20 protein-coding genes and 1 pseudogene are annotated in these 25,700 nt (G+C 42.7%); 15 read left to right on the top strand and 6 right to left on the bottom strand.

Translation table 11 applies throughout. The features are described from left to right. Nucleotides 1-411: 411 nt before the first annotated feature. Together feoB and radA are read right to left on the bottom strand one after the other, a co-directional pair. A complete protein-coding gene (gene feoB / locus CZ367_RS09560) occupies nucleotides 412-2,886 on the bottom strand; it encodes a ferrous iron transport protein B (RefSeq protein WP_077197421.1) in 2,475 nt (824 codons plus the stop codon). 947 nt (nucleotides 2,887-3,833) lie between these two features. After that, complete coding sequence (gene radA, locus CZ367_RS09550; RefSeq protein ID WP_077196677.1) at nucleotides 3,834-5,213, bottom strand: DNA repair protein RadA; 1,380 nt, start codon at nucleotides 5,211-5,213, stop codon at nucleotides 3,834-3,836. A gap of 61 nt (nucleotides 5,214-5,274) precedes the next feature. Between radA and CZ367_RS09545 the strand changes: the two genes are divergently transcribed. The 8 genes from CZ367_RS09545 (at nucleotide 5,275) to CZ367_RS09510 (ending at nucleotide 13,560) form a co-directional block, all read left to right on the top strand. Beyond that, on the top strand, nucleotides 5,275-6,174 hold the full coding sequence (locus CZ367_RS09545) for an ABC transporter substrate-binding protein (protein WP_077196676.1): 900 nt from the start codon (nucleotides 5,275-5,277) through the stop codon (nucleotides 6,172-6,174). A gap of 236 nt (nucleotides 6,175-6,410) precedes the next feature. Further along, nucleotides 6,411-8,573, top strand: coding sequence for a tetratricopeptide repeat protein (locus CZ367_RS09540; protein ID WP_077196675.1), 2,163 nt, complete (start codon nucleotides 6,411-6,413; stop codon nucleotides 8,571-8,573). Between the two features lie 340 nt (nucleotides 8,574-8,913). Then, on the top strand, nucleotides 8,914-10,173 hold the full coding sequence (locus tag CZ367_RS09535; protein ID WP_077196674.1) for a CobW family GTP-binding protein: 1,260 nt from the start codon (nucleotides 8,914-8,916) through the stop codon (nucleotides 10,171-10,173). A gap of 423 nt (nucleotides 10,174-10,596) precedes the next feature. Then, nucleotides 10,597-11,445, top strand: coding sequence for a MotA/TolQ/ExbB proton channel family protein (locus CZ367_RS09530; RefSeq protein WP_077196673.1), 849 nt, complete (start codon nucleotides 10,597-10,599; stop codon nucleotides 11,443-11,445). After that, nucleotides 11,446-11,958: a hypothetical protein gene (locus tag CZ367_RS09525; RefSeq protein WP_077196672.1), complete on the top strand. Its 513-nt coding sequence runs from the start codon at nucleotides 11,446-11,448 to the stop codon at nucleotides 11,956-11,958. It abuts the gene before it with no gap. 6 nt (nucleotides 11,959-11,964) lie between these two features. Then, nucleotides 11,965-12,504: an ExbD/TolR family protein gene (locus tag CZ367_RS09520; protein WP_077196671.1), complete on the top strand. Its 540-nt coding sequence runs from the start codon at nucleotides 11,965-11,967 to the stop codon at nucleotides 12,502-12,504. Then, on the top strand, nucleotides 12,501-12,965 hold the full coding sequence (locus CZ367_RS09515) for an ExbD/TolR family protein (protein ID WP_077196670.1): 465 nt from the start codon (nucleotides 12,501-12,503) through the stop codon (nucleotides 12,963-12,965). The genes CZ367_RS09520 and CZ367_RS09515 overlap by 4 nt, the downstream gene beginning before the upstream one ends. A 100-nt stretch (nucleotides 12,966-13,065) precedes the next feature. Then, a complete protein-coding gene (locus tag CZ367_RS09510; protein ID WP_077196669.1) occupies nucleotides 13,066-13,560 on the top strand; it encodes an Lrp/AsnC family transcriptional regulator in 495 nt (164 codons plus the stop codon). Between the two features lie 561 nt (nucleotides 13,561-14,121). Here the strand turns inward: CZ367_RS09510 and CZ367_RS09500 are convergent. Together CZ367_RS09500 and CZ367_RS15105 are read right to left on the bottom strand one after the other, a co-directional pair. Further along, nucleotides 14,122-17,271 (bottom strand): C10 family peptidase, encoded by a 3,150-nt coding sequence (locus CZ367_RS09500; RefSeq protein ID WP_084793504.1) that lies wholly within the window; start codon nucleotides 17,269-17,271, stop codon nucleotides 14,122-14,124. 413 nt (nucleotides 17,272-17,684) lie between these two features. Then, nucleotides 17,685-17,981, bottom strand: coding sequence for a rhodanese-like domain-containing protein (locus CZ367_RS15105; RefSeq protein WP_237581666.1), 297 nt, complete (start codon nucleotides 17,979-17,981; stop codon nucleotides 17,685-17,687). Nucleotides 17,982-18,193: 212 nt separating this feature from the next. Between CZ367_RS15105 and CZ367_RS09480 the strand changes: the two are divergent. After that, a pseudogene (locus CZ367_RS09480) lies at nucleotides 18,194-19,495 on the top strand (IS1380 family transposase). 189 nt (nucleotides 19,496-19,684) lie between these two features. Here the strand turns inward: CZ367_RS09480 and CZ367_RS15535 are convergent. Beyond that, entirely contained in the window at nucleotides 19,685-19,840 is a 156-nt protein-coding gene (locus CZ367_RS15535; RefSeq protein WP_154669325.1) for a hypothetical protein, read from the bottom strand. Then, complete coding sequence (gene dnaB / locus CZ367_RS09475) at nucleotides 19,791-21,314, bottom strand: replicative DNA helicase (protein ID WP_077196664.1); 1,524 nt, start codon at nucleotides 21,312-21,314, stop codon at nucleotides 19,791-19,793. Before dnaB ends, CZ367_RS15535 begins: the two co-directional genes overlap by 50 nt. Nucleotides 21,315-21,385: 71 nt before the next feature. On the opposite strand from dnaB, the gene ispE reads away from it, so the two are divergent. The 6 genes from ispE (at nucleotide 21,386) to CZ367_RS09445 (ending at nucleotide 25,623) form a co-directional block, all read left to right on the top strand. Further along, the gene (gene ispE, locus CZ367_RS09470) at nucleotides 21,386-22,216 is read left to right on the top strand and encodes a 4-(cytidine 5'-diphospho)-2-C-methyl-D-erythritol kinase (protein WP_077196663.1); all 831 of its coding nucleotides are present in this window, start codon (nucleotides 21,386-21,388) and stop codon (nucleotides 22,214-22,216) included. A 20-nt stretch (nucleotides 22,217-22,236) separates the two neighbouring features. Then, entirely contained in the window at nucleotides 22,237-22,776 is a 540-nt protein-coding gene (locus tag CZ367_RS09465; protein ID WP_144005974.1) for a hypothetical protein, read from the top strand. A 119-nt stretch (nucleotides 22,777-22,895) separates the two neighbouring features. After that, nucleotides 22,896-23,228: a hypothetical protein gene (locus CZ367_RS09460; RefSeq protein WP_084793503.1), complete on the top strand. Its 333-nt coding sequence runs from the start codon at nucleotides 22,896-22,898 to the stop codon at nucleotides 23,226-23,228. Between the two features lie 297 nt (nucleotides 23,229-23,525). Then, a complete protein-coding gene (locus tag CZ367_RS15095; RefSeq protein ID WP_077196661.1) occupies nucleotides 23,526-23,783 on the top strand; it encodes a hypothetical protein in 258 nt (85 codons plus the stop codon). Between the two features lie 21 nt (nucleotides 23,784-23,804). Beyond that, on the top strand, nucleotides 23,805-24,503 hold the full coding sequence (locus tag CZ367_RS09450; protein WP_077196660.1) for an HAD family hydrolase: 699 nt from the start codon (nucleotides 23,805-23,807) through the stop codon (nucleotides 24,501-24,503). 181 nt (nucleotides 24,504-24,684) lie between these two features. After that, a complete protein-coding gene (locus CZ367_RS09445; protein ID WP_077196659.1) occupies nucleotides 24,685-25,623 on the top strand; it encodes a hypothetical protein in 939 nt (312 codons plus the stop codon). The last annotated feature ends 77 nt before the right edge of the window (nucleotides 25,624-25,700 follow it).

Raw genomic sequence — 25,700 nt, 5'->3', positions numbered from 1 at the left:
ATATACTTTTTGTAGAATAAAATTCTGTTTACTCCTCATTCTAACAGCAAAGGTAGCATAATTTTCTGAATAACAAAAGATATTTGTTTGGATAAAATTTTATCTCTATCTTTGCATCGATGAAATTAATACTTGATTATAAGTTAGATAGTATAGTAAGTAGATGCGAAAAATTGATGTGATTGTTAAAGGATACGAATAGGTTATTCTAAAAAATTCGTTTTTTCTTATGACAACGTACAATCTCAACCAACATTACTTCGGGAGCGAAGTTAAAGGTTTGATGCCATGATAACACATTTTTTATAGGACTAGACTACAATATATATGATTAAACTCGATTAAACGCGTTTGTGGCTCTGTTAGGTAAAACTAATAGAGCCACAAACTTTTTTATCCATCAAGTTGTCGTTATATAAATAACAACCCCACTTGAAACACTACAGCACTCATCACCCACGCCAAAACTGTGGTATAAACAGCGGCAAAGATGCCCCACTTCCAACTGCCTGTCTCGCCCTTTATGGCTGCAACAGTAGCCACACAAGGGAAATAAAGCAACACAAATATCAGAAAGCTATAGGCCGTAAGGGTGGCAATAGGTTCAGCCTCCTTAACATTCATATTATGTTTTGCTGCCAAATCGTGGGTCATTTGTTTGCGCAAATGGTCATACTTTCCCCCTTCATTGTTATACTCGCTATCGTCTGCAAACGACTCATTGTTAGCATACAGCACGCCCATTGTTGAAGCCACAATCTCCTTTGCTCCTACTCCACTCAACAGTCCGACATCCAATTTCCAATCAAATCCTTGTAAAGCAAACACTGGTTCGATGGTCTTACCAATACGTCCTAAATAACTTTGTTCCTGCTGCTCAGCCCTACTCATCTTGTCATTATCAGGCAAAGGGAAATAGCCCAATGCCCAAACAAGGAGCGAAGCCACAAGAATGATGCTTCCCATCTTCTTCAGATACTGCTTTCCTTTCTCCCAAGTGTGTCTACTTATGGCTTTCCACGTTGGAAAACGATAAGGCGGAAGCTCCATTACAAAAGGTGTATCCTCACCCTTTACCACCGTTTTAGAGAACAAACGACTTAAAAGAACGGCAAACAAAATACCTATTACGTAGAGCGAAATCATCACCAAAGAGCGATAAGCTGGTGCAAAGAACGTACCAATAATGGTGAGATAAATAGGCATACGCGCCGAACAACTCATCATTGGCAGTACCAACATTGTTATCAGTCTACTCTTACGGCTTTCGATGGTTCGGGTAGCTATAATGGCAGGAACATTGCAGCCAAAACCCATAATGAGCGGAATGAAACTCTTGCCGTGCAACCCCATCTTGTGCATCAGCTTATCCATAATGAAAGCGGCACGCGACATATAGCCGCTGTCTTCCATAAACGAAATAAAGAAGTAGAGAATAAGAATTTGGGGCAAGAAAACTATCACTGCACCCACACCACCTATCACACCTTCTACTAACATTGCTTTCACTGGTCCATCGGGCAGATAGGTGCTTATCATTTCTCCTATCCACGCCACACCTGCATCAATCCAATCCATAGGGTACTGCCCTAAAGTGAACGTGGTGAAAAACATCAAGTAGAGAATGAAGAAAAATATAGGGAAGCCAAAGTACTTATTGGTCAGAATGTTATCAATGGCGTGGGTCAACTGATAGGTATCTTTCTTTTTACCTGTCGCATAATTCACTTCTTGCAGTGCACCATTGATAAATCCATACTTAGCGTCCATTATTGCCGTTTCGCTGTCTTTACCCGTCTCCTCGTAAACACGCTTAACGGCGTCCTCCTTATGCTTTATTATCTCGTCAGAATCGGAAAACGATGTTACCAACTTTATAGTTTCCGCATCATTTTCGAGCAGTTTTATTGCCAAATAGCGAGTAGAATATTTCTGGCGGAGGTCTAATTCTTGTTTCAGATGCTCTTGCATCTCTGCTATGCCGTGCTCTATCTCGTGTCCGTGATTAATGTGAATATGTCTAAACTTTGCATAGTCGCCTTCCTTGGCTTCATAATTTTGAATGAGGAGATGAAAAAGTGCGTCTACTCCCCTACCTGTTTTGAACACTGTAGGCACCATTGGCACACCAAAAAGATTGCCCAATTGGCGGTAATCTATATGGTCGCCACGCTTTTCGGTTTCGTCAAACATATTTAGTGCACACACCATAGGTATATGCATATCAATGAGTTGGGTGGTGAGGTAGAGATTTCGCTCCAAATTGGATGAGTCTATCACGTTGATTACTATATCGGGTGTGTTCTCTACCAATTGTTTTCGAACATACAATTCTTCAGGACTATAAGCCGACAGACTATATGTACCGGGGAGGTCGACCAACTCAAAGCGATAATCCTCAAAGTCGGCATAGCCGTATTTTGCATCAACAGTAACACCAGAGTAGTTTCCCACACGTTCGTGCGCACCTGAAGCAAAATTGAAGAGTGAGGTTTTTCCACAATTAGGATTGCCCACAAGTGCTACATTTATGATTTTTCGCTTCCTGTTAGCCTCAGCCTTAGCCGCATTAGGGGTAAGGGGTTGTTCGTAAGGGTCGGAAGCATCAGCCTCCAAAGTTGGCGTTTTGCTATCCTGTTTACTTTCTTTTTCAGCTGTTTCGGTAGTCAATACCACATCTATGAGGTCAGCCTCGCTGTGTCGCAAGCTCACCTCATAGCCCATAATTTGATATTTCACAGGGTCTTGCAATGGCGCATTAAGAAGCACTTTCACTTCCTTGCCATTGATAAATCCCATTTCTATAATTCGTTTTCTAAAGCCTCCGTGACCTGATATTTTAACAATAATACCAGTTTCACCTGTTTTAAGCTCTGATAATTTCATAAAATCTTTGTTATCTGTAGTTTTGTCGGACTGGTCGGACTGGTCGGACCCGTCCGACTCGTCCGACTTGTCCGACAACGCTGAGTAATTCGCCAATCGGCTCTTTATTCTTACAAAGATACAAACATTTGTTTGCACACGTGTAGGGGCGTGCGCAAAGTTTAGAAAAATACCTAATAATGGGGAAGCAAATGAAACAAAAATGATAAAAAATTTAGATTAAATCTAAACAAACCATTATAATTAGGTATAGCAGTATTGCCTAAGAACAAAACTACCTTAAACACAAATCGGTCATTAGCGATTTTTCGTGCAAAAAGTCAGATTATAGCAGACCAAGTCAGCGTTATAGCATCTGTATGCTAACACAATATACATTTTTCGTTCTTTTTTAAGACAAAATGAAAGCGAAATTTTCTAATGAGCGATTTGGGTTAAAGCGTTGGAGAAGGATCTCTGCTCCATACCCTCAAAAACTATCAATCTACACCCCAATAAAACCTACCCATAGGAAATATATGCCCTATAATGAGCACCGAAAAACAGAACAATCAATCATTGGCTATCAAACATTAGAAACACAATCATAAACTATTTATAATCAATGGGTTAGAAAACCATTCCCAAACATATATCTTTGACCTTGTAATACATATATGTTTTACCCTCCCAAAGTTGAACTTTGACACCACCAAACATATATGTTTTGCTTTTCAGAGATAGGTGTTTTGTTTTCGAAAGAGGGGAAACAGAAAAATAGAACAATAGAAGCAAAGGAGATTGGGCAGGAGTTAGAAGGGGTTAAACCCAAATCGGTCGTTAGACGAGTCAGACGGGTCGGACGGGTCAGACAAGTCGGACGGGTCGGACGACCGATTTGGGTTTAGTTCCATTAACTCCTTGAAATACAGATGTGTATAAAACACTGCCCCTTTGCTTTCGTCTTCTTACCCAAACAATAGGCGCAAAGCCTCCTCTACCTTGCCTACGGGGTGAATAGCAATACCAAACTTATGGTCTAAGCCTTGGGCATTGTTGCGAGGAATAATGATGTGTTTAAAGCCCAATTTTTCAGCCTCGGTAATGCGCTGTTCTATTCGGCTCACGGGACGCACCTCCCCACTAAGTCCCACTTCGCCTGCCATACACCACCCTGTTTCGATTGGGGTATCCACATTAGACGAAAGCACTGCCGAAATAACACTCAAGTCCATCGCCATATCCGTAATGCGCAGTCCGCCAGCGATATTCAAGAACACATCTTTCTGCATCAACTTAAATCCCACACGCTTCTCCAACACTGCCAAAAGCATATTCAAGCGGCGTTGGTCGAAACCTGTTGCCGAGCGTTGGGGTGTGCCGTAGGCAGCCGACGAAACCAAAGCTTGGGTTTCTACAAGGAACGAGCGTACGCCCTCGATGGTGCTTGATATGGCTATACCCGAAAGGTCTTTTGGCTCATCGGTAAGCAAGAGTTCCGAAGGGTTGCTCACAGGGCGCAATCCGTTTTGTTGCATTTCGTAAATACCTAATTCGGAGGTCGACCCAAAGCGGTTTTTTATACTTCTAAGAATACGATACATATAATGCTGATCGCCCTCAAACTGAAGCACTGTATCTACAATATGCTCCAAAACTTTTGGTCCTGCTATCGACCCCTCCTTATTAATATGCCCTATAAGGATTATCGGAATGTTGCTTGCCTTAGCCAGCTGGAGCAAGGCTGCCGCACTCTCGCGTATCTGTGTTACGCTTCCTGCACTGCTTGCCACCGCCTCTGTGGCAATGGTCTGTATGGAGTCGATGATTATCAGTTCGGGATTTACATTCTTAATGTGGGCAAAGATACGTTCCAACGATGTTTCCGAAAGGATAATAATATTGTCGGGAATGACGTTGGTGATGCGTTCGGCACGCATCTTTATTTGTTGCGGACTCTCCTCACCACTCACATACAACATGCGCTTGTCTATCTTCAACAGCGTTTGGAGGGTGAGCGTACTCTTTCCAATACCGGGTTCGCCACCTATAAGCACCATACTGCCTGCCACCAATCCTCCACCCAATACACGATTGAGTTCGGCATCAAGCATATCAATGCGTACCTCCTCTGTTGACGAAACTTTATTGAGTGCCTGCGGAACATTCTTATTGGCATAACCCATCACACCGTGCGAGAGTTTCTCACCGATGCTTTTCGATGTTTCGGGAGCAATGTGTATCTCCTTGAACGTGTTCCATTGTCCACAATTGGGGCATTTGCCTATCCATTTTGCACTCTCTTGTCCGCAATTGTTGCAGACGTATGCTGTCTTATCCTTTGCCATAACACGACAAAAGTAAGAATATTTTTCCTTGTTACAAAATTTATATTTAATTTTGCAAGGTATGAAACAATTCAATTACTTGTTAATCATAGCAATGCTTGTCCTCTATGGTTGTGGTTCGTCTGATAAGGAAAAGGATTTAGAACGACAACGACAGGCTGCAAAAGAGCGCAAAGCTGAGGCGGAAGCGTTCAAAGTAGGCGTGCTGCCAACGATGGATTGCCTGCCCATATATCTACTGAAAGACAGTGTGTTATACGATACTGCCAAAGTAGATATTAGGCTAAAGCCTTTTACGGCTCAGATGGATTGCGACACTGCAATGATAGGGCGAAGCGTGCAAGCGTGTGTTACCGACCTGATACGTGCAGAGCGACTGAAAGCCAAACGCCGTGTGCCACTCATTTATCTCACCGAAACCAATGCTTCGTGGCAGTTGGTGGTAAACAAGAAGTCGAACGTGAAGAAGTTGGCAGACCTTAGCGACAAGATTGTAGCTATGGCTCGACATTCCATAACCGACTATCTTACGAACAAGATAATAGACAAAGCCAAACCAAAGTATGCTGTTTACAAGGCGCAAATCAATGATGTGCTTGTAAGACAAAAGATGCTTCAGGCAGACGAGGTGGACGCTATATGGGCATCAGAACCACAGACCACACAGGTGCGATTGGCAGGAAACACCATATTGTACAACTCTGCTGAAGACCAGTTTGTACCAGGGGCTATCGTCTTTGTAGATAGCGGAGATGCACAACAGCAGGCAGAATTTCAAGAGGCATACAACAAGGCGGTAGACTTGATAAACCGCAATGGGGTGCAACATTATGCGGCACTGATAGAAAAATATATGAAGGTGAACGAACAAGTGGTAGCGGCATTGCCAAAAACCACCTTTAAGCGCATCATAACACCTCGACCAGTAGACATTATCAGGGCGCAACACAGAAAATATTAAGGCTGGTTCTATAAATTAGCTTTGTTAGATTTTGAGCTTATTTTTGAGGTCAAAATGCAAGAGAGTGAAGGAGTGTAGCGAGCTACACGACTGAACGAACTTACATTTTGAACTAAAAAGAAGCCAAAAGATAACAAAACGTATTTCATAAAAATTGAATGACTATATGCGGTGGTAATTTATAGAACCATCCTTAAGGCAAAAGCATACCAGAAACCAAACAAAAAGAAAAAAACGTGAACGCAGAATACAACATACAGCAAGCCATAGAGAGTCTGACGATAAAACGATTGGGCGAAGCACTCAATTACTTGAAACCGCTCTACGAGAATAAGGCATCGCTTGTGGGATATAACGAATACGAAGCCATTGTGAACGACTTTCAACTGATGAAAGACTATATGCTCAGAGGCTTTGTCGACCCACAGCGCGAACAATTGTATAACACGCTCATAGAACGCCTTTACAGGGTGGCAGCCGACCTTATGATAAGTTGGAAATGTAAAAATCACACCTCGTATGTCAATGCTTTCCACGCTGCCGACCGCCTTAACACAAGTCATAACTTCCTACGTTCGGTGCTCGAAGGTTATGTTTCGGACGTGGCGTTGGCATCGTTAGAGGCTGAAACGGTAAGGCTAACAAAGTTGGACGAACTGTATGCACGCCATCAGGTATTCCTTAACCGGCTGTTCTGTGCTATTCTCACTTCGTGCCAATGGACAACCGAAGACGCTGACTTCTACCAAGGGTTGCTGATCTCGCCCACCCTTAGCACCATCGACCAGCAAGTATTGGTAAGTGCCATTACACTTTCGGCGATGAACGTGTACGACCCTAACAAGTTTAGTACGCTTTTCCACGTTTATACCGATGCACAGGAGGAAAGCGTAAAGCAACGTGCTTTTGTGGGTTGGGTATTTGCTATGACGGGCAATGTGCTTTTCGCAGAAGCGCAAGACCGACTGATAAAGCCGTTACTATCTGACGAAAACTTCCGAAAGGAGCTGTTAAGTATTCAAATACAATTGCTTAGCTGTATGTCGGCTGAAAAGGACAACGACAAAATACAGCAGGATATAATGCCCAACCTAATGCAAAACTCCAATCTCAATATAAGTAGGTTCGGCATAACCGAAAAGACTGAAGACCCATTGGAAAGCATTATGAACCCATCGGCTGACGAGGAAAAGATGGAAATAATGGAGCAGAACATTCAGAAGATGATGAAAATGCAGCAACAGGGTTCGGATATTTACTTCGGAGGATTTAAACAGATGAAGCGTTTCGGCTTCTTCAACGACCTTTCTAATTGGTTTACACCTTTCTATATACAGCACCCTGCACTGAGCGAGACCGTGAGGAAGATGGGTGATGCAAAGTTTTTGGAATTGCTTGCATCACAGAGTTTCTTCTGCGACTCTGACAAATATTCCTTAGCGCTTGCAATGTCGCAAGTGCTGACCCAATTGCCAGAGAATATGCGAGAGGTGGTAAGTTCGGGCGAGGGCTTGGCGATGAACGGTATGCCACCAATGGGCGAACAGAGCATTTCCCTACGTCGATTGTATCTGCAAGACCTTTATCGCTTCTTCCGAATAAACATAGCGCACCGAAAAGACCTTGTAGACCCTTTTGCAACATCAATAGAAAGCAAAGCTAACTTCCTATTAGATAGCGCATTTGTGTATCGTGAGCTCAACGATATTAAGCTCCGCTTGGGGATATATTTCTATAAGCACAAGCGTTACAATGAGTTGGAAGTATTGCTACATTCGTTCTCTTCCGAGCATATCAACTACACCATACTGAAAGGATATTTGCTTTTCCACAACGAACAGTATAGCGAAGCCTTGGAGCAGTTCCGTTTTGCGGCAGCCATAGAGCCTGATAACGAGTGGCTGCTCAAAGGTATGGGCAGCGTAGCAATGAAGATGGAGGAGTATGAAGATGCAGCGGCTTGTTACGAAAAACTGATGAGCGCACACGCTGAAAACAAGTTGTATGCCATCAATTATAGCCTCTGTCTGCTTTATCGTGGGCGCACCAAAGAGGCATTGAACAAACTTTACGAATTAGATTTTCGCACACCAAACGACTCAAGCATACAACGCATCTTGGCTTGGGCACACCTTTGCGACACCAATGCCGAAAAGGCTATTGCGCTATATGAACGCATTATCAGCGAAAAGTCTGCAAACGAGGATTACTTAAACTTGGGTTATGCTTACTGGGTGTGCCATAACTTGGTGCGCGCCAACGAGTTTTTTACAAAGTGGCAAACCAACGAACCTGCGAAAGACATCGAACTTGAGTTTGCCAAAGACCGCTATATGCTCAACAGGAATGGCATCACAGCCGTAGACGAAATACTGATGGTGAGCATTATAAAAGGATAAATAAAGGGTATCTGCGAAGTATAAAACTCCGCAAATACCCTCCACTCAGAATGAAATATATTACAAAAGTATTTTCTTTAACCCAACTCGGTCATTAGAATTTCTCTGTGTCGTACGGCAAAGAGAAATTCTAATGACCGAGTTGGGTTAAATGACTATATGCGGTGGTAATTTATAGAACCAGCCTATTATTATACATCTGCAAATGTACAAGAAATATATAGAACGGCAAACTTTTTTCTGAAAAAGCAACAAAGATTTTTCTCTTCTTATCGATGTGTGGCATAATTATTGTATATTTGTACTCATACAACAATATAAAAGTTTTAAAATACACGATATGAACAATAATCAAACACAGGTGTTACTGCTAACAGGCTATCTTGGAAGCGGTAAGACTACACTTGTAAACAACATTTTAGCAAACAACAAAGGCATAAAGTTTGCCGTCATCGTGAACGACATTGGGGAAGTGAACATTGATGCCGACTTGATAGAAAAAGGAGGCATAGTAGACCAACAAGACGACTCGCTCGTGGCGCTTCAGAATGGTTGCATCTGCTGCACACTAAAGATGGACTTGATACAGCAATTGAGCGACATCGTAAGTATGAAGAAGTTCGACTACATCGTTATCGAAGCAAGTGGCGTATGCGAACCTGCACCTATCGCGCAAAGCATCGTGGCTTATCCACAGCTCTACCCTAACCTTACCAAAGATGGGATTGCGGTGTTGGATTCTATCATCACCGTGGTGGACGCACGCCGTATGTGTGACGAATTTTCATCAGGTAACGACTTGCTGAAAAAGGACTTAGGCGAGGACGACATAGAAAACTTGCTTATCCAACAGATAGAGTTTTGCAACAAAATATTGCTCAATAAAGCATCAGACGTGACGCCTGAAGAGCTTGAATTGGTGAAAAAGATTATCAGAGCACTACAGCCTAAGGCAGAAATCATAACTTGCGATTACGGCGATGTAGATTTTGACGCAATACTCGATACACACGAGTTCAACTTTGATGAAGTGGCTACATCTGCATCGTGGATAGCTGCCATAGAAGGCGATGAGGAAACAGAAGAGGAACATCACCACCACGAAGATGAACACGAACACCACGAGCACGAAGAGCATCACCACGAAGACGGAGAAGCCCATCATCACCACGGACACCATCACCACCATCACCACCATCACGGACTGGAAAACGAAGAGAGTGGCGAAGCTTTAGAGTACAACATTGATACCTTTGTGTATTATGCACGCCGCCCGATGGACTTAAACTTCTTCGACAACTTCATTGCACGCAATTGGCCAAAAACCATCATTCGTTGTAAAGGTATCTGCTATTTCGACAACGAACCCGACATTTGCTATGTTTTCGAACAAGCAGGCAAACAAGTGAGCTTGCGAAATGCGGGGCAATGGTATGCCACAATGCCAACCGAAGAACTCAGAGAAATGTTGGACAAGCACCCAAAACTAAAGAAAGATTGGGAAGAACCTTATGGCGACCGTATGCAAAAGATGGTATTCATAGGCAAAGATATGGACAAAGAGGCGATTAAGGCTGAAATGGATAAGTGTCTGAAATAAGGCTTTTCAAGTCCTAAGAGCTCTTTTTCAAACGCAATAGAATAGAACAATGTGGATGTTACATCAGTGTAACAAACGCCATTGTTCTATTTTTTTTATTTTATACTTAGTGCGATGATTGTTTTAACCCAAATCGTCATTAGCCCCAGTCGGAATAGTCGGAATAGTCGGACGTGTCGGACGTGTCAGACAAGTCCGACTGGTCTGACTGGTCCGACTGGTCTGACTGGTCTAATGACCAATTTGGGTTTAAAAAGAAGAAAAGAATAAGGAAACACTAACCTTCACGCCCATTAAAAAGAAATGAAGGAGCGAGGAAACACCAAACTAAGAATGTTTTAGAAGTGCTATTTTGAGTGAAAATATTTGGCTACAATATAGATTTTAACTACCTTTGACAGCAATTTTTACACACCTATTAATATGAAGAGACGAATAGCATACACCCTTATAGCATTGCTCGTGATACTTACAGTTCCAACCCTTTCTGTGGGACAGGAGGTTGACAACAAGCCACAACCTGCTGCACAGCAAGTTTCGACTGCATCTACCACCATTAACGATGAAGCCTTAGACGATGTAAAAGAGGAAGAAATGCCCGCTACAGCTCCAAATGCAAAGGGCGAAAGCTTGAGTTTTAACCAATCGTTGAAGCAGAAATTCATCGAGGGCAATGCTGGCTTTATGTCTTTAGTAGCCATCGCCTTGGTCTTAGGCTTGGCTTTCTGCATCGAACGTATCATTTATTTAAGTCTTTCAGAGATAGACGCCAAACGCTTTATGGCCAACTTAGACGAGCGAATAGCCCAAAACGACATTGAAGGAGCAAAGGAATTGAGCCGCAACACACGTGGTCCAGTGGCTTCCATTTGCTATCAAGGCTTGTTGCGCATCAATAGTTCGATTGATGATATTGAACGCAGCGTAGCAGCATACGGCAGTGTGCAGAGTGCCAACTTGGAGAAAGGATGTTCGTGGATAACCCTCTTCATCGCAATGGCACCCTCTTTAGGATTTCTCGGCACGGTTATTGGTATGGTAATGGCGTTCGATCAAATCCAAATGGCTGGCGACATTAGTCCCACAATTGTAGCTTCGGGAATGAAAGTAGCCCTGATTACAACTATTTTTGGTATCATTGTTGCCTTGGTGCTGATGGTATTTTACAACTATATCTTGTCAAAAATAGAGCATCTCACGGCACAAATGGAGGAGTCTGCCATCACCTTGCTCGACTCGATAATGAAGTATAAACTTAAAAATAAAGCATAAATGGTTACGCCAAACAAGCTCCCACTTTCCACCGAACGTATCTCACAACGAGTGCTTTATGCCCTTGTTGCGGTTATTGCGGTGGTGTTTGCCCTCTTTTTCCTTGTGGGTTTCGATACACCATTTGCAGCCAATCCCTCCTTCAATGCACCCTTATTTACCTCTGCCCTCATTGTTTTAATGTGGGGTATGCTGGGTGTTGCCACATTGGCAGCCGTTGTTACCCTTATAAAAAAGGCACGCTACAGCTCGCAAAGTGAAAAGATGGTAAACGGAATACCTACCCGACGCATCTCGCTGATGGTCAGCTTAGGCACAATGCTTTGTCTTGGACTTACCCTACTTTTAGGTTCATCGGCACAAATGCTCATCAATGGCGTACCATTTACCGACCCTTTCTGGCTAAAAACTGCTGATATGTTGGTCAATACGTCGCTCATTATGCTCCTCACAGCTGCCCTTGCAGTGGCTTTTGGTGCAACGCGTTATCATCGCAAACGAAAGAAAAACTAACACAATATGTTCAAACGAGAAAGAAGAGATATTCCCAAACTCAACACTTCATCAACAGCCGACATTTCGTTTATGCTGCTGATACTCTTCCTCGTTACCACCTCGATGGATATGAACAAAGGTGTAGACCGACAATTGCCCCCCATAGACAAGACCGAAGACCAACGCCCAACGCCCATCAATGCCCGAATGGTGATGAAATGTAGCATTACGGCAGACAATAAAATTGTAATTGACGACAAAACCATTGACAAAAAACAAATAAAAAATCTTGCTTTCAACTTTATAAAAGCGAGGGGAAAGGAGCATATCATTCAAATTCAGGCAGACCGAAAAGCCTCGTACGACACTTATTTTCAGCTTCAAAACCAAATCATAGCTGCCTACAACGCCCTACGCAACGAACATTCGCTTGCCACATTTGGCAAGGGTTACGACCTATGTAGCAACGAACAGAAAGCAGTCATCAACGAAGAAGTGCCACAACGTATATCCGAAGTATATACAATGTCCACCGAAGCAACACAGAAAGGAGGCGCAGAATGAGTATCTACCGACACAAATGCCACGCCATACCCGAACTAAACACAGCTTCGTTGCCCGATCTTATCTTCACCATCTTATTTTTCTTTATGTTGGTCACCAATATGCGCAAAGTAACGGTCAAGGTAAAATACCAAGTGCCACAAGGTAAAGAACTTACCCGACTAACCAAAAAGTCGACCAACTCCTATATATATATAGGTAAACCTACAGCAGCAGACGGCAGCGTTATAAGCAATAACACCCAAATACAGCTCAATGACAAACTCGTCAACATAGATGAGGTAACAAAATATATGGTGGAAGAGCGCAAAACAATGAGTGCTGAAGACAGAAAACAAATGGTGGTGAGCATCAGAGCCGATAAATCCACCCCAATGGGCACTATTACCGATGTGAAACAAGCATTGCGCAAAGCCAACGCTTTAAATATCAATTTGGCAGCAACCAACCAGAGAAATTAGCCATTATAACATTTATTGCTTACAAATTAATACTAATTTGCAGAAAGTATTTGTACATTCCGAGATATTATTGTAACTTTGCGCCAAATTTACAAAATTAATGGCACATAGAAGTTTAGATCATTTAGACAAGAAAATTCTTCGTCTTATTGCAGAAGATGCACGTATTCCATTCTTAGAAGTAGCTCGTGAGTGCAATGTGAGTGGAGCAGCAATACATCAAAGGATACAAAAGTTGACGAACTTAGGCATTTTGAAAGGTTCACAGTTTATAATTGACCCTGAAAAAATAGGCTACGAAACTTGCGCATATATGGGTTTGAATCTCAAGCACCCAGAGAAGTTCGATGAAGTAGTAGAGGCTTTAAAGAAAATTCCAGAGATTGTAGAATGTCACTATACCACAGGTGAGTACGACTTGTTTATCAAATTGTACGCTTACAACAACCATCACTTGTTGAATATCATTCACGACAAGCTTCAAACATTAGGATTATCGCGCAGCGTGAGTCTTATCTCTTACAATGCAGTAATAGACAGACCACTTCCTATTGCGGAACTTCCAACAGAGGAAGCAAATGAGACAGAAGAATAAAAGGGATTAACAGAAAGAAACAATTTAGCGGAGTTAACAATAAGGGCGTAATCTTTGTAGATTGCGCCCTTATTTTTTAAAAAGAGAGGTCGGACAAGTCGGAATAGTCAGACAGGTCAGACAGGTCGGACTGGTCGGACAGGTCAGACAGGTCCGACCAGTCCGACTAGTCCGACTCATTAGTGTCCCAAGAAATCAAAAAACAACTCTTGCCCTATGTCATTTTGGCATATTTGTGTTTTTTCTCTGCAAAGAAGTTCTCTTAAACCCAAATAGCCAAGCTGTGGCAAACCAACACTCCTCACCCAACGGAGGGAAGGCTGTTAGGGCGAATGATGTAGGGGCTCGATTCATCGAGTTCCGCTAACAAATATCAAACACCATTTCTGATGAGCGGAATTCAATACTTCCGATGAGCGGGAATCGATACTTCTGATGAGCGGGAATCGATACGTGCTGATGAGCTTGCGAATAAATCGAGCCCCTAACCTTGTGCTCCTATAACAAAAAAAACGCTCCCAACCCATTGGTTGAGAGCGTTTTATTGTTATAAGGAGACTATTATTTCACTACCATCTTCTTACCCTTAACGATGTAGATGCCCTTTGGCAACTTGTTAAGTTCGTCAATTGAAGAAACTGTAGCCACCTTGCGACCCTGAATATCGAATACGTTTTCAGCCTTAGCAAATGGAGCCTCAGCCGATACATCATTGATACCTGCAACATCGAAACCAATGATATTAAGGTTCAATTGATCAGCACCTGCAGTTCCGTTGTTAGCCTTGAAGTAAGCACGGAATGGACTCAATGCGCCGGCCTTTGTAAAGGTGTTACCTTCAGAATTGAGCACATACATATCAGCATCATTCATTGTCTTGCTTGTACCGTAGTAGTTGTATTCATCACCCGATGTTATGCAGGTCAGCTTGCCTCCAAACTTGGCATCTGTACCCTTGAATGTAATTGCCTTACCCTTCAAGTCGTTAGGTACAGCCATAATGTATGGAGTGTTGCTGTAGAATGCCTGTGTGTAAGAGAAGAACACATCTTGACCCTTCTGACCATCGTAGCGCATCAACCAGAACTGCTTACCTGTGTCCTCACGTGTTTTGAACCAGCTAATAGGTTGACCGTCAGCTGTGAACGATGTAACATCGAATGGCAATGAGAGTGATTCCCAACCCTTATTATTGTCGATAACATTGTTAAAGGTGCGAGTGTATATAGCTTCTTTAGCTGTAAACGAGCGTGGGCAGAAGAAGTCATTAGCATCTGTCAATGTAATCTTTTCAGCTGTACACAAGCCCTGAGAGTTAACCTTTACAAGGTTACGATTAGCAAGCGAAGCGATGCTTCTTACACTGTAGTACAAGGTGTTAGGATTGTTGTTTGGCTTTACGTCAGAAACTGAGTAACCTAAGGTAGAGAGGTCAGCAGCCAAAACATCGTCTGTTACCTCAATAGTTTTTGTAGGTTTAACTTCAAGTTCAGAACCGTCCTTCTTGTAGAATACAACAGGAACCTTTACACTGAAGCTTGCTTGAGTATCAGAGAATGGATTAAAGTCAGGTGTACACAAGATGAGGGAATAATAACCTGTCTTTGAAATACCTGAGAATGAGAACTCTACATCTTGACTGCCATTAGCAGGAATGTCCAAGTTGACAGGCTGTGCTGCACCAATGATACCACCAGTGTTATTGTCTACACAAACGAGCTTGTAACCACCAACAACAGGGAGACCATTTGTTGTCTTGAATGTAGCCTTACCTTTTACAGTGCGAGAGTAAAGCATATTACTTTCCATCTTTTCGATAGCATATTCGCTTGCGATAGATGAATTAGCTTTAGCAGCCTTAACACCATATACGCTTTCAGTTGCAATGAGCTTGCCATCTTCAGAGAATACACTTACAAAGTGGTCGCCTGCGCTAGAGAGTGTGTAAGTTGCATCAAACTCCTTAACTTCGTTTGGCTTAAGATTTACAGCAATGGTAGATGCTATTTGGTAACGGCTACCAACTGAAACTTGATTCATAGTAGCTACAATAATGCGACCATAGTAATCATCAGTACCTTTGTTCGTAAGCTTTATTTTTGCAGGATAGATTCCGCCTACAATGTGTTCGCCATCAGCTACTTGGATAGAGGCACTAGTATTTATATTTGATATTTTTGTATAATCGTGTGCCAAGGAAGTGAAAGAACCATCTTCGTTCTTCTTTACCATAGCTGTGCTATACTTGTTGTACGACCAATCTTCTGTACCTCTGGCACGTGACATAACAAATATATTGTAGGTTTCGCCCACCTTCATTGCATCGCCCTTAAGTACAATAGGAAGATCTACTGGGTCGGCCCTCTGTGTCAAGATAGAAGCTACATACTTAGTTTTAGCATCGCTTGCCGCTACCAATTTGCCATTCTCATCAAGGTAGCCCAATGCAAATTCAAAGCTAGCGCCTTTCTTGGTAAGATTTGAGAGGTTTACATTAATGGTTGCGCCATTAGCACCTGTAACCTTAGTCAACAATTCTGTAGCCAAGTTAGAAGCCTGTTTGTTCTTACCGATACCAATGATAGCAAACTGTTGTGTGTCGTAACCACCTGCTACAGAGCTTGCACCGATACCAGAAGTAGAATGTGGGTCGAGTGCAGAGATAAGGAAGTAGCCATTAGATGCACCGTCCCAACCCCAGTTTACGTGGAAATAGCCCTTGCCATCGTATCCGTCAATAACAAAGCAGTGACCACCACCGCTTGCCACAGTACCACAGAACACTACAGGGCGGTCTGCCAACATTTCATTGTAGAGAATGTTTTCAAAGTCAGCCAAGCTTACACTACTGCGGTCCAATGTATAAGCAGAATAGTTGAAATACTTGTTGAACGCAGGTGCAATAGATGTTGCTAAAGCGCCCGAACCACCTCTTTCATTGGTATCGTAAGTCATTTCTACACTACAACCTACGTACAACATAAGATTACCTATAGCGGTTTTCTTATCTGCTCCATCGTACGCTGTATGTACATCACTAATCTTACTCCATTCGATAGGTGTACCTTGTGGTACAGCTGCCAACTCGCTTTTAGCATCCTTACCATAACTTGTATAAGCAGGAATTTCGGCTGCCACAGCCTCAGGCCACTTGTACTTGTACATTACCTGCGACATAGCTGTAGCCACACATCCTGTTACAAGACGTTCACCCTTAGGACCCTTAGGGCAAGTATAGTTGTAAGCCTTATCCTGTCCCCAAAGACAAGACAAGAGAGGGTGAACTGCCTTGCGTGTTTGGTTTGCACCATTAGATGATTGGTTGCCCAATTGCTTGTTGTAGTCGTCCAGGTTTGTAATTTCGTTAGCATAAGTCTGCAAGAAGCTCTTTATGTTTTCAGGCATATTTGCGTAATCGAATGAGCCTGAGTCAGCGTAACCAAGCACTTCGCGTGTACGATCATCGCCCGAAACTACTACGTAACCTTTGTTATCACCAGCATTGAACACGTAGTAAGGTGCAACGACATCTTTTGTAAGCTTCTTAGCTCCTGGAGCATAAGCCGCAACTCTTGATGTTACCGCAACGCCCTTCTTTGCCCAAAACTGCTTAGCTACGGCAAATGCGCTTGATTGTGATACAGGTGCAGCAAACGTAGTTTGAACCGCAGCGAGTACCATCAGCGCAAGAAAATTTCTCTTTTTCATCATTTACTCTTTTGTTATTGGATTATTTATTAACTGTTTTTGTTTAAGGATAGGTTATCTTTCAACTTTCAAATATTTTGTATCTGTCGTCAGTGATTAAAACCTTCATTTATAAATGATTGCCAAAGATAGTAATTATTTTCAAAAACAACAAAAAATATCTCAATTTTTTGAGCAAATCAAAGTAAAGTATTTGGTAAAACGAATAAATATAACTTTCTTCTACCCCATTGTATTGCTTCGTAAGTCACTCGCGCGAACCTTATATATATTGGACGCCGCCCCTCCGTTGGGACTACTCTTTATACACATTTCCGTTTAGGCTGGTTCTATAGTAGAATATCACTCCAAAATTATGATGAACTTTTTTTAATTCCGCCAAACAGGTGAGGTGCCTATTTTGACACACCCGCTTACTATTCTACTGCCTTACCCTCGCTTTGCCACCCAAGAATACCGCCAAGGAGGTTGGTGGTCTTAAACCCTTTAGCTTTAAGCAATGCACAAGCCATAGCCGAACGCTTGCCCGAGCGACAATACACCGCTACGGGTTTGCTTTTGCGAAGCTGTTTTTCGGCCGATGCCACAAAGTTGGCATCTTTCACATTTATATTAATAGCACCCTTAATGTGGCCTTCGGCAAACTCTTCAGGTGTGCGAACATCAACGAGCTGCACATCATTTTGTTGAATAAAGCGCTCAAATTGTGTCACAGACACATCATTCACTTGTGTCAGCCCTGTTTTGCAAGCCACTAACGCAAACAAAGCTACTGCAAAAAATATTATCTTCCTTAATTCCGCAGCATAAATTCTTGTGAGAACTCCAAGTGACTGAGAAACAAAGTTCTCAAAACACTTGGATATGTCAGAAATTTCACCTATCTTGGTGCTGTAAACATAACAAGTAAGCAAAAAAAACTGATATGGCAAAGGTAGCAATTAAAAACGAGAATATCACTTCTTTCGGTGGAATTTATCATATTATGGACGTTTTCTCAAAGTTGGGCTTTGAAAAACTTACCGAATCTGTATTGGGCAAACGTGGAAGTAGCGGCAAAGCATTCTGTTATGGAAGTATTTTTGGATCTCTCTTCTTCAGTTACCTTTGTGGTGGAGAATGCCTTGAGGACATCAATGCGCTTATTGGGCAGTTCAAGCAAAGACCTGATACGCTGTTACCCGGTGCCGACACTGTGGGGCGCGGACTAAAGGAGCTTACCGAGAAAAATATTGTCTATAAGAGCAAGACCTCCGACAAGTCGTATAGTTTCAACACAGCAGAAAAGTTGAATACCTTACTTTTACGGATGATACGAAGAATGGGGCTTATAAAGGTGGGCAGTCATGTAGACTTAGACTTTGATCACCAGTTTATTCCAACCCACAAGTTCGATGCAAAGTATTCTTACAAGCAGGATTTTGGCTATTTCCCTGGTTGGGCTTCCATTGGGGGAATCATAGTCGGAGGTGAGAATCGTGACGGAAACACCAATGTGAGATTCCATCAAGAAGACACGCTCCGTCGCATTATGGACCGTGTAACCTCAGAACTTGGTGTGGTAATAGAGCGTTTCCGTGCTGATTGCGGATCGTTCTCAAAGGAAATTATCCAAACCGTAGAGCAGCGCTGCAACACGTTCTATATACGTGCTGCCAACTGCGGCAGCCGACACGAGGACTTCCGCCAGCTGAAAGAATGGAAGAGTGTTGAGGTTGATTATGAGAGATGCGATGTCACATCCATCAGCATAGACAACTTAATAGAAGGAAAGTCATACAGGCTTGTCGTACAGCGTAGTCCTTTGAAAGACAAGGATGGCAAGCAACAGACGGATATGTTCGGAGTGATATACACATACCGCTGTATCCTCACCAATAATTAGATGTCTACCGAGAAAGACATCATTACATTTTATAATGAGCGTGGAGCAAGCGAAAAGAACTTCGACATACAGAACAATGACTTCGGATGGTCACATCTGCCCTTTTCCTTTATGGCTGAGAACATGGTTTTCATGATGGTTACCGCCATGCTGAAGAACTTCTATCTCTATCTCGTCCGTCATATCAGCGATAAGGTCAAGCCATTGAAAAAGACAAGCAGGCTGAAAGCCTTTATCCTGCATTTTGTCAGCGTGCCAGCAAAATGGGTGCGCACTGGAAGGCGGAACGTTCTGAACCTATATACAAATAAAATCTACTACTCTGAGGTCTTCATTGAATAAACATCATTTTTTGTGGTTTTTCATACTTCCCCATTGGTTTGGGTGGGGGATTTTATGCTTAAAAAAGACCCAAAAAAAACACCGAAGCACCTCATATCAACATATAGAGCCCAAAAAGACATCTCAACATATAAAATTTTCTCACAAGAAAAAATACTGCGGAATTAAGGATCTTCTTCATATCTTTAATTATTTATTAAACCCAAATCGGTCGTTAGACCAGTCGGACTTGTCGGACCAGTCGGACTTGTCTGACACGTCCGACCCGTCGGACTGGTCTGACGACCGATTTGGGTTAAAATGGTGGTGCACCCCCCATATCAGGTGGAGGAGGCAGCGGACCATCGTTCATTCTACTTCCCATTATCTCGCCGCCATTGCCAAAGCCAGGAGGTGGGAAACTCATTTCATCAGGATTAGCAAAGCGAGTGTATTCACCTTTAAATTCGAGCAACACATCACCCGTAGCACCCTTACGGTGCTTAGCTATGATAATTTGCGCCTTGCCGTGTAGGTCGTTGCCCTTCTCGTCTTGGTAGATGTGATAGTATTCAGGGCGATGCACAAACAATACCATATCGGCATCTTGCTCGATAGCACCCGACTCACGCAAGTCGCTCAGTTGAGGTCGCTTGCCCTCAGGACCTTCTCGTTGCTCCACATTACGACTCAATTGGGAGAGAGCAAGTACAGGAATGTTCAGCTCTTTTGCCAATCCCTTTAGCGAACGGCTAATGGTAGACACCTCTTCTTGTCGGTTGTTGAAGCGCATTCCGTTGGCGTTCATCAACTGAAGGTAGTCTATCATTAGTACCTTTATGCCGTGTTCCCGCACCAATCGACGCGCCTTTGTACGCAGTTCGAATACCGACAAGCCTGGGGTATCGTCTACAAAGATAGGCGCACCGTCCATCTTGCGGATATTCGTGTCGAAGCGTTCCCATTCGTCGGGTGTGAGCTGACCATTCAATATTTTGTTACCAGGGATAGAACACACGTTGGAAATCAATCGATTTACCAACTGCACATTGTTCATTTCAAGGGAGAAAAAGGCTATCGGAGCACGATAATCTATTGCAATATTCTTTGCCAAAGAAAGGGCAAACGAGGTTTTACCCATCGCAGGTCGACCTGCTATAATCACAAGGTCGGATGGTTGCCAACCTGCAGTTATCTCGTCCAATTTGTTATATCCTGTGGGCACACCCGTTATACCGCCATTTTCCTTATTGTTGGCAGCTTTCAAGAGTATTTCGTGTGCTTGTTTCACGATAGGATCAATCTGGGTGTACTCTTGAATCATATTCTTTTGAGAGAGCTCAAATAGCGAGCCTTCGGCACGTTGCATCAATTCGTCTACATCTACCGTCTCGTCGAAAGCGTCTGTTTCAATCATTGAAGCAAACTGAATGAGCTGGCGTGCCAAGAACTTCTGTGCCAATACGTGGCCGTGATATTCGATGTGAGCCGACGAAGCCACACGCGAACTCAGTTCTACAATGTAGGTTGGGCCACCCACTTCCTCCAATGCGCCCTTGGTTTTTAGTTCTTCAGCCACCGTCATAATGTCGACAGGCTTCTCACGCATATTGAGCGACTGTATGGCATCATAAATTTTCTGATGGCGAGCATCGTAGAAGGTCTCGGGTCGTATCAATTCTGATACTACCGTAAACGCATCTCTGTCTATCATCAATGCACCCAACACGGCTTTTTCTATGTCTAAAGCCTGTGGTTGAAGGTGTCCAAAGGTGGTATCAATAGGCGCAGCTTGTCGCTTACGGCTATTTCGTGTACTTGTACTTTTATTTTCTGGCATAACGGTACAAAATTAATCAAAAATCCTGAAAGTAGGTAAGGTATTCCTATAAGTTTTTTTATCTTTGCAATATGAAAGTATATCCTTGCTGTAAAATAAATCTTGGACTCAACGTAACACGCAAACGTGAGGACGGATATCACGACCTTGAAACCGTATTCTACCCTATCCCTTTGTGCGACAGGTTGGAAGCCAACATCGTAAAGGGTAAGCCTAACACTTGCACACTGCGAATAGACGGCAACCCTATAGAGGGCGATGTGGACAAAAACCTTGTAGTAAAGGCTTATCGCATTTTGGCTAACGAGTTCCAATTGCCGCACATCGAGTTTTGTTTGACCAAGCAAATCCCCTCGCAAGCGGGTCTTGGAGGTGGTTCGGCTGATGCGGCTTACACACTAAACTGCATCAATGCGCTCTGTAACCTCAACCTCACCACGGCACAAATGGAACGCTATGCCGCAAAGTTAGGAGCTGACTGTGCTTTTTTCATCACCGCACAGTCTGCTTTTGCTACTGGTATAGGCGACCAACTTCAATCTATGGAAGCGGAACAATTACCGCTCAAAGGGAAATACATCGCAATAGTGAAACCCAACGTAGCTATTTCTACAGCTCAAGCCTTCTCTTTCATTCGTCCACAACAACCGACAATGTGTTGCAAGGATATTGTTTTGCAACCCATCACATCGTGGAAAGACAGGCTCGACAACGATTTTGAGGTTTCAATGTTCGAAATCTACCCTGAAATACGTGAGGTGAAAGAACGCCTATATGCGTCGGGGGCAGTTTATGCACAGATGTCGGGCAGCGGTAGTGCTTTCTTTGGCATCTTTGAAAACGAACCAAAGGGCATTGAAAATACATTCAACGGAATGTTTACTTACGTCTGCCAACTCTAAAACATCAATCCCCACAGCCTATGAAAAAGATAGTTTTCGCCTTTTTCGTCCTCCTTTTCAGTTCCCCAACACAAGGAATGGCACAGCGATTGCGCCGTAGCATATCGCTAGAGATGATAGAACGATTGGCAAAGATGCGCAATATAACGCCTGAAGAACTACAAAGTTTGAAACCATTTTTAGAGCGTACCAATTGGAAAGTTCTTGAAATGGACGACGACCCTTCAGACAATTCGATGCAAATCGTAGCCGCACAGAATATGGAATATAGGCTTGGCGACTTCCAAAGTATTGGTTCACCGCATAACGGATTAATCGTTCATTTACAAAAGGTTGCAGGATTTCAAGTAAACGATTTATTTATCGTATTCAACGACTCGAACGAAGCCAAACTCTTTGGTAAATATTTGGCACACTCAGGCTTTAAAGATACGACAGGATATGGCAACTCGTTTCGCAAAATCGTTCCACTCCCGACAGGCGTAAATGTGGTGATGGACGTAGAATTGGACGTGGAAGCCTACCAACCACAGGCACATATCACCATTTACGATGAATAAATGGCAGCCTTAAAATATCGAAAGAGAATATAATATAACCATATATTGAAGATAAAACGAGAAGAAAAGCGTAACTTTGTAGCACGTTTTTTTTAGATAACAATAAGATATTAAAGTATATGAAACGATTTCTTCCCTTGCTTTTTGCTTGTTTTTTGTTGGCAAGCAATGCAAACGCACAGTTTGTGTGCCACTCTGATTATAAAGAAAACTTCTATACCCCAAATACATTGGTTATCACCTTTACGGCTGATAATACAAAGGGAAATGCCATAAAAGCTGCAAAGAAAAAGAAGTGTAAGATAGTGCGCAACCTTAAAGAAGACAACAAAACAACAATAAAAATCCCCGAAACATGGGACTTAGAGGAAGCTCGTGCTTTCTTTAAGAAGATAAAAGGCGTAGTAGAGGTGCGTAGAGAGGAACTCGACCCTAATGCGCAAACACAATAAAATATGGCTGGTTCTATAAATTAGCTTTGTTAGATTTTGAGCTTATTTTTGAGGTCAAAATGCAAGGGAGTGAAGGAGTGTAGCGAGCTACACGACTGAACGAACTTACATTTTGAACCAAAAAGAAGCCAAAAGATAACAAAACGTATTTCATAAAAATTTAATGACTATATGCGGTGGTAATTTATAGAACCAGCCATAAAAGGATAGGAACGTGTTAGTCGCGTTCCTATTTTGTTTGCAGTCCATCTTACATTCAACATTTACACACATCTTATCACTATAAAGTTTCTTTGTATGTCAATAAAGTCTACATTCGGCAAAGCCAAACACTGGTTGTCTACCCTATCATTTCGCACGGGTGTTATTGTTTTGCTTTGTTGCATTCCGTTCTACATTCTTTCGTTTGCGCAGTTTGCATTGCCTTTATCCACTTCTACAAAAGGGGTGTTGTGGATTATTCTCTTTGGTCTTGCTAAAACATTCCAATACGCTGGAATAACTATCTTGGGCGTAGAGGGGTACAAACGACTAAAGAACAAGTTTAAGAAATAGCACAAAAGCACTTCAACACAAATGGATATACAACTGATAATCTTCGACTTTGATGGCACATTGGGCGACTCTCAAAAGCTTATTACCGACACAATGCTCGCCACCATTGACCAATTGGGACTTGAGCCTCGAACGCGTGAAGCGTGTGCCAAAACTATAGGACTGCCTTTAGCAAAGTGTTTCTCATCAATCATTGAGATGAGCGACGAGAAAGCTGAAGAATGCGCTGCCGTGTACAGCGACATTTTCCGACAAAAGAACGTTCGTGGAGCTGTGCCACCTTTCCCAAAGGTCATCGAAACCATACGTTTGCTGCACGAAAAGGGAATTATTCTTTCCATAGCAAGCAGTCGCCACCATCATTCGCTTGCACAATTTGTTGACGAAATGCACCTTGAGCCATACATCACCTTCATTTTGGGCGCTGACGATGTGGAACACCCTAAGCCTAATGGTGAACCGGTGGAGAAAACACTCTCCCACTTCAACATCTCGACAGACAATGCCTTGGTAGTGGGCGATACCACCTTCGATATTCTAATGGGCAAGAATGGCGGTGTGAAAACTTGTGGGGTAACTTACGGAAATGGCACTTACGAAGAACTTAAAACCGCAGGAGCAGACTATATCATTGATACTTTCGACCAGTTGCTCGCCATCGTTAAACCCAAATCGGTCGTCCGACCAGTCAGACCAGTCGGACCAGTCGGACTTGTCTGACTTGTCTGACTTGTCTGACTTGTCTGACTTGTCTGACACGTCCGACTTGTCCGACACGTCCGACTATTCCGACTGGGGCTAAAAAATAAAAAGCCAAAGATAAAAGGAGGTTTTATTTGGCAGAAAAAGAAGAAATCCGTACTTTTGGAACAGAAATAACAATCAATAAAAAACTATTAATATGAAAACATTCATTTTATCAGCAATGCTTTGCAGCGCTGCAATTGTAGTAAATGCACAAACAAGCATTAAAGCTAACTTCAACAAAGGCGACTCAACCATCTATCAATCAGCCTATAACTTTAAGATGGACTTGCCTATGGGAGGTGGAAGAAAAGAGGCTTCTATGGACTTAACACAACGTTATGTGGTATTAGATAAGAGCAATAAGGGATTTAAAATAGAGTCAACCTTTACCAATGTTGACACTAAAGGCGATGAAATGGTGATGCAACAAAACGGAGTGCAAAACTTCAAATATATGCTTAACCAACCTATCGTGTTCCTCACCGATGCTAACGGCAAGATAACCAAGATAGAAAACTACGATGCAGTGATAGAAACAACCAGCAAACATGCCATAGCCGACCTTGACGAAATGTACAAAAAGAACCCTATGCTCGAACAGGTTATGCCAAAAGCTACAGCAATAATGGCATTAGGCGACCAACTGAGCGAAGAAAATGTTATCAGTTTTATAACCAACAATAGCATATTCTCGTTCTATGGCAAGACGATAAAGACGGGAGATGTGGAAACACGAACCTTCCAACAGGGTGTAAAAGGCAAAACAACCTACACCCTTACCACTACAGGCAATGTAACTACCTTGCAAGGCGACACCAAAGGTGATATGACCGAAAACGAGGTAAAGCAGATGATAATATCAAATATGCAGAAGATGGGCATGGACGCCGAAACTGCTAAATCACAAATAGAAATGGGTTGGGGACAAATGAAACAAATGGGTATGACTAACCTCTACTTCACAAGCAAAGAAATAGCAGACTACCAACCTAATGGGTGGGTAAGCACATCATCAACCAATGCTGCTGTAAAGTTGATGGGCATGGACTTAAAAATTGATGGAGAACAAAAGATTGTTTCAAAGAATTGGTAAAGACTTTTAAATAATTCAGACAGGTCGGACAAGTCAGACCTGTCCGACCTGTCCGACTCGTCCGACTCGTCCGAATT

Origin of the sequence: Prevotella ihumii, from assembly GCF_900155655.1 — a bacterium.
In the GTDB taxonomy this organism is placed as follows: Bacteria; Bacteroidota; Bacteroidia; order Bacteroidales; family Bacteroidaceae; genus Prevotella; species Prevotella ihumii.
This window is presented reverse-complemented; position numbering and strand designations above follow the sequence as displayed.

Coding starts and splice junctions, on each gene's coding strand:
- CZ367_RS09460 (WP_084793503.1), top strand. CDS start 22,896: ATGAAACGATTTCTTCCCTTGCTTTTTGCTTGTTTTTTGTTGGCAAGC.
- CZ367_RS09530 (WP_077196673.1), top strand. CDS start 10,597: ATGAAGAGACGAATAGCATACACCCTTATAGCATTGCTCGTGATACTT.
- CZ367_RS09510 (WP_077196669.1), top strand. CDS start 13,066: ATGGCACATAGAAGTTTAGATCATTTAGACAAGAAAATTCTTCGTCTT.
- CZ367_RS09465 (WP_144005974.1), top strand. CDS start 22,237: ATGAAAAAGATAGTTTTCGCCTTTTTCGTCCTCCTTTTCAGTTCCCCA.
- radA (WP_077196677.1), bottom strand. CDS start 5,213: ATGGCAAAGGATAAGACAGCATACGTCTGCAACAATTGCGGACAAGAG.
- CZ367_RS15095 (WP_077196661.1), top strand. CDS start 23,526: ATGTCAATAAAGTCTACATTCGGCAAAGCCAAACACTGGTTGTCTACC.
- CZ367_RS09520 (WP_077196671.1), top strand. CDS start 11,965: ATGTTCAAACGAGAAAGAAGAGATATTCCCAAACTCAACACTTCATCA.
- feoB (WP_077197421.1), bottom strand. CDS start 2,886: ATGAAATTATCAGAGCTTAAAACAGGTGAAACTGGTATTATTGTTAAA.
- CZ367_RS09535 (WP_077196674.1), top strand. CDS start 8,914: ATGAACAATAATCAAACACAGGTGTTACTGCTAACAGGCTATCTTGGA.
- ispE (WP_077196663.1), top strand. CDS start 21,386: ATGAAAGTATATCCTTGCTGTAAAATAAATCTTGGACTCAACGTAACA.
- CZ367_RS09500 (WP_084793504.1), bottom strand. CDS start 17,271: ATGATGAAAAAGAGAAATTTTCTTGCGCTGATGGTACTCGCTGCGGTT.
- CZ367_RS09515 (WP_077196670.1), top strand. CDS start 12,501: ATGAGTATCTACCGACACAAATGCCACGCCATACCCGAACTAAACACA.
- CZ367_RS09445 (WP_077196659.1), top strand. CDS start 24,685: ATGAAAACATTCATTTTATCAGCAATGCTTTGCAGCGCTGCAATTGTA.
- dnaB (WP_077196664.1), bottom strand. CDS start 21,314: ATGCCAGAAAATAAAAGTACAAGTACACGAAATAGCCGTAAGCGACAA.
- CZ367_RS09450 (WP_077196660.1), top strand. CDS start 23,805: ATGGATATACAACTGATAATCTTCGACTTTGATGGCACATTGGGCGAC.
- CZ367_RS09525 (WP_077196672.1), top strand. CDS start 11,446: ATGGTTACGCCAAACAAGCTCCCACTTTCCACCGAACGTATCTCACAA.
- CZ367_RS09545 (WP_077196676.1), top strand. CDS start 5,275: ATGAAACAATTCAATTACTTGTTAATCATAGCAATGCTTGTCCTCTAT.
- CZ367_RS15535 (WP_154669325.1), bottom strand. CDS start 19,840: ATGGTCCGCTGCCTCCTCCACCTGATATGGGGGGTGCACCACCATTTT.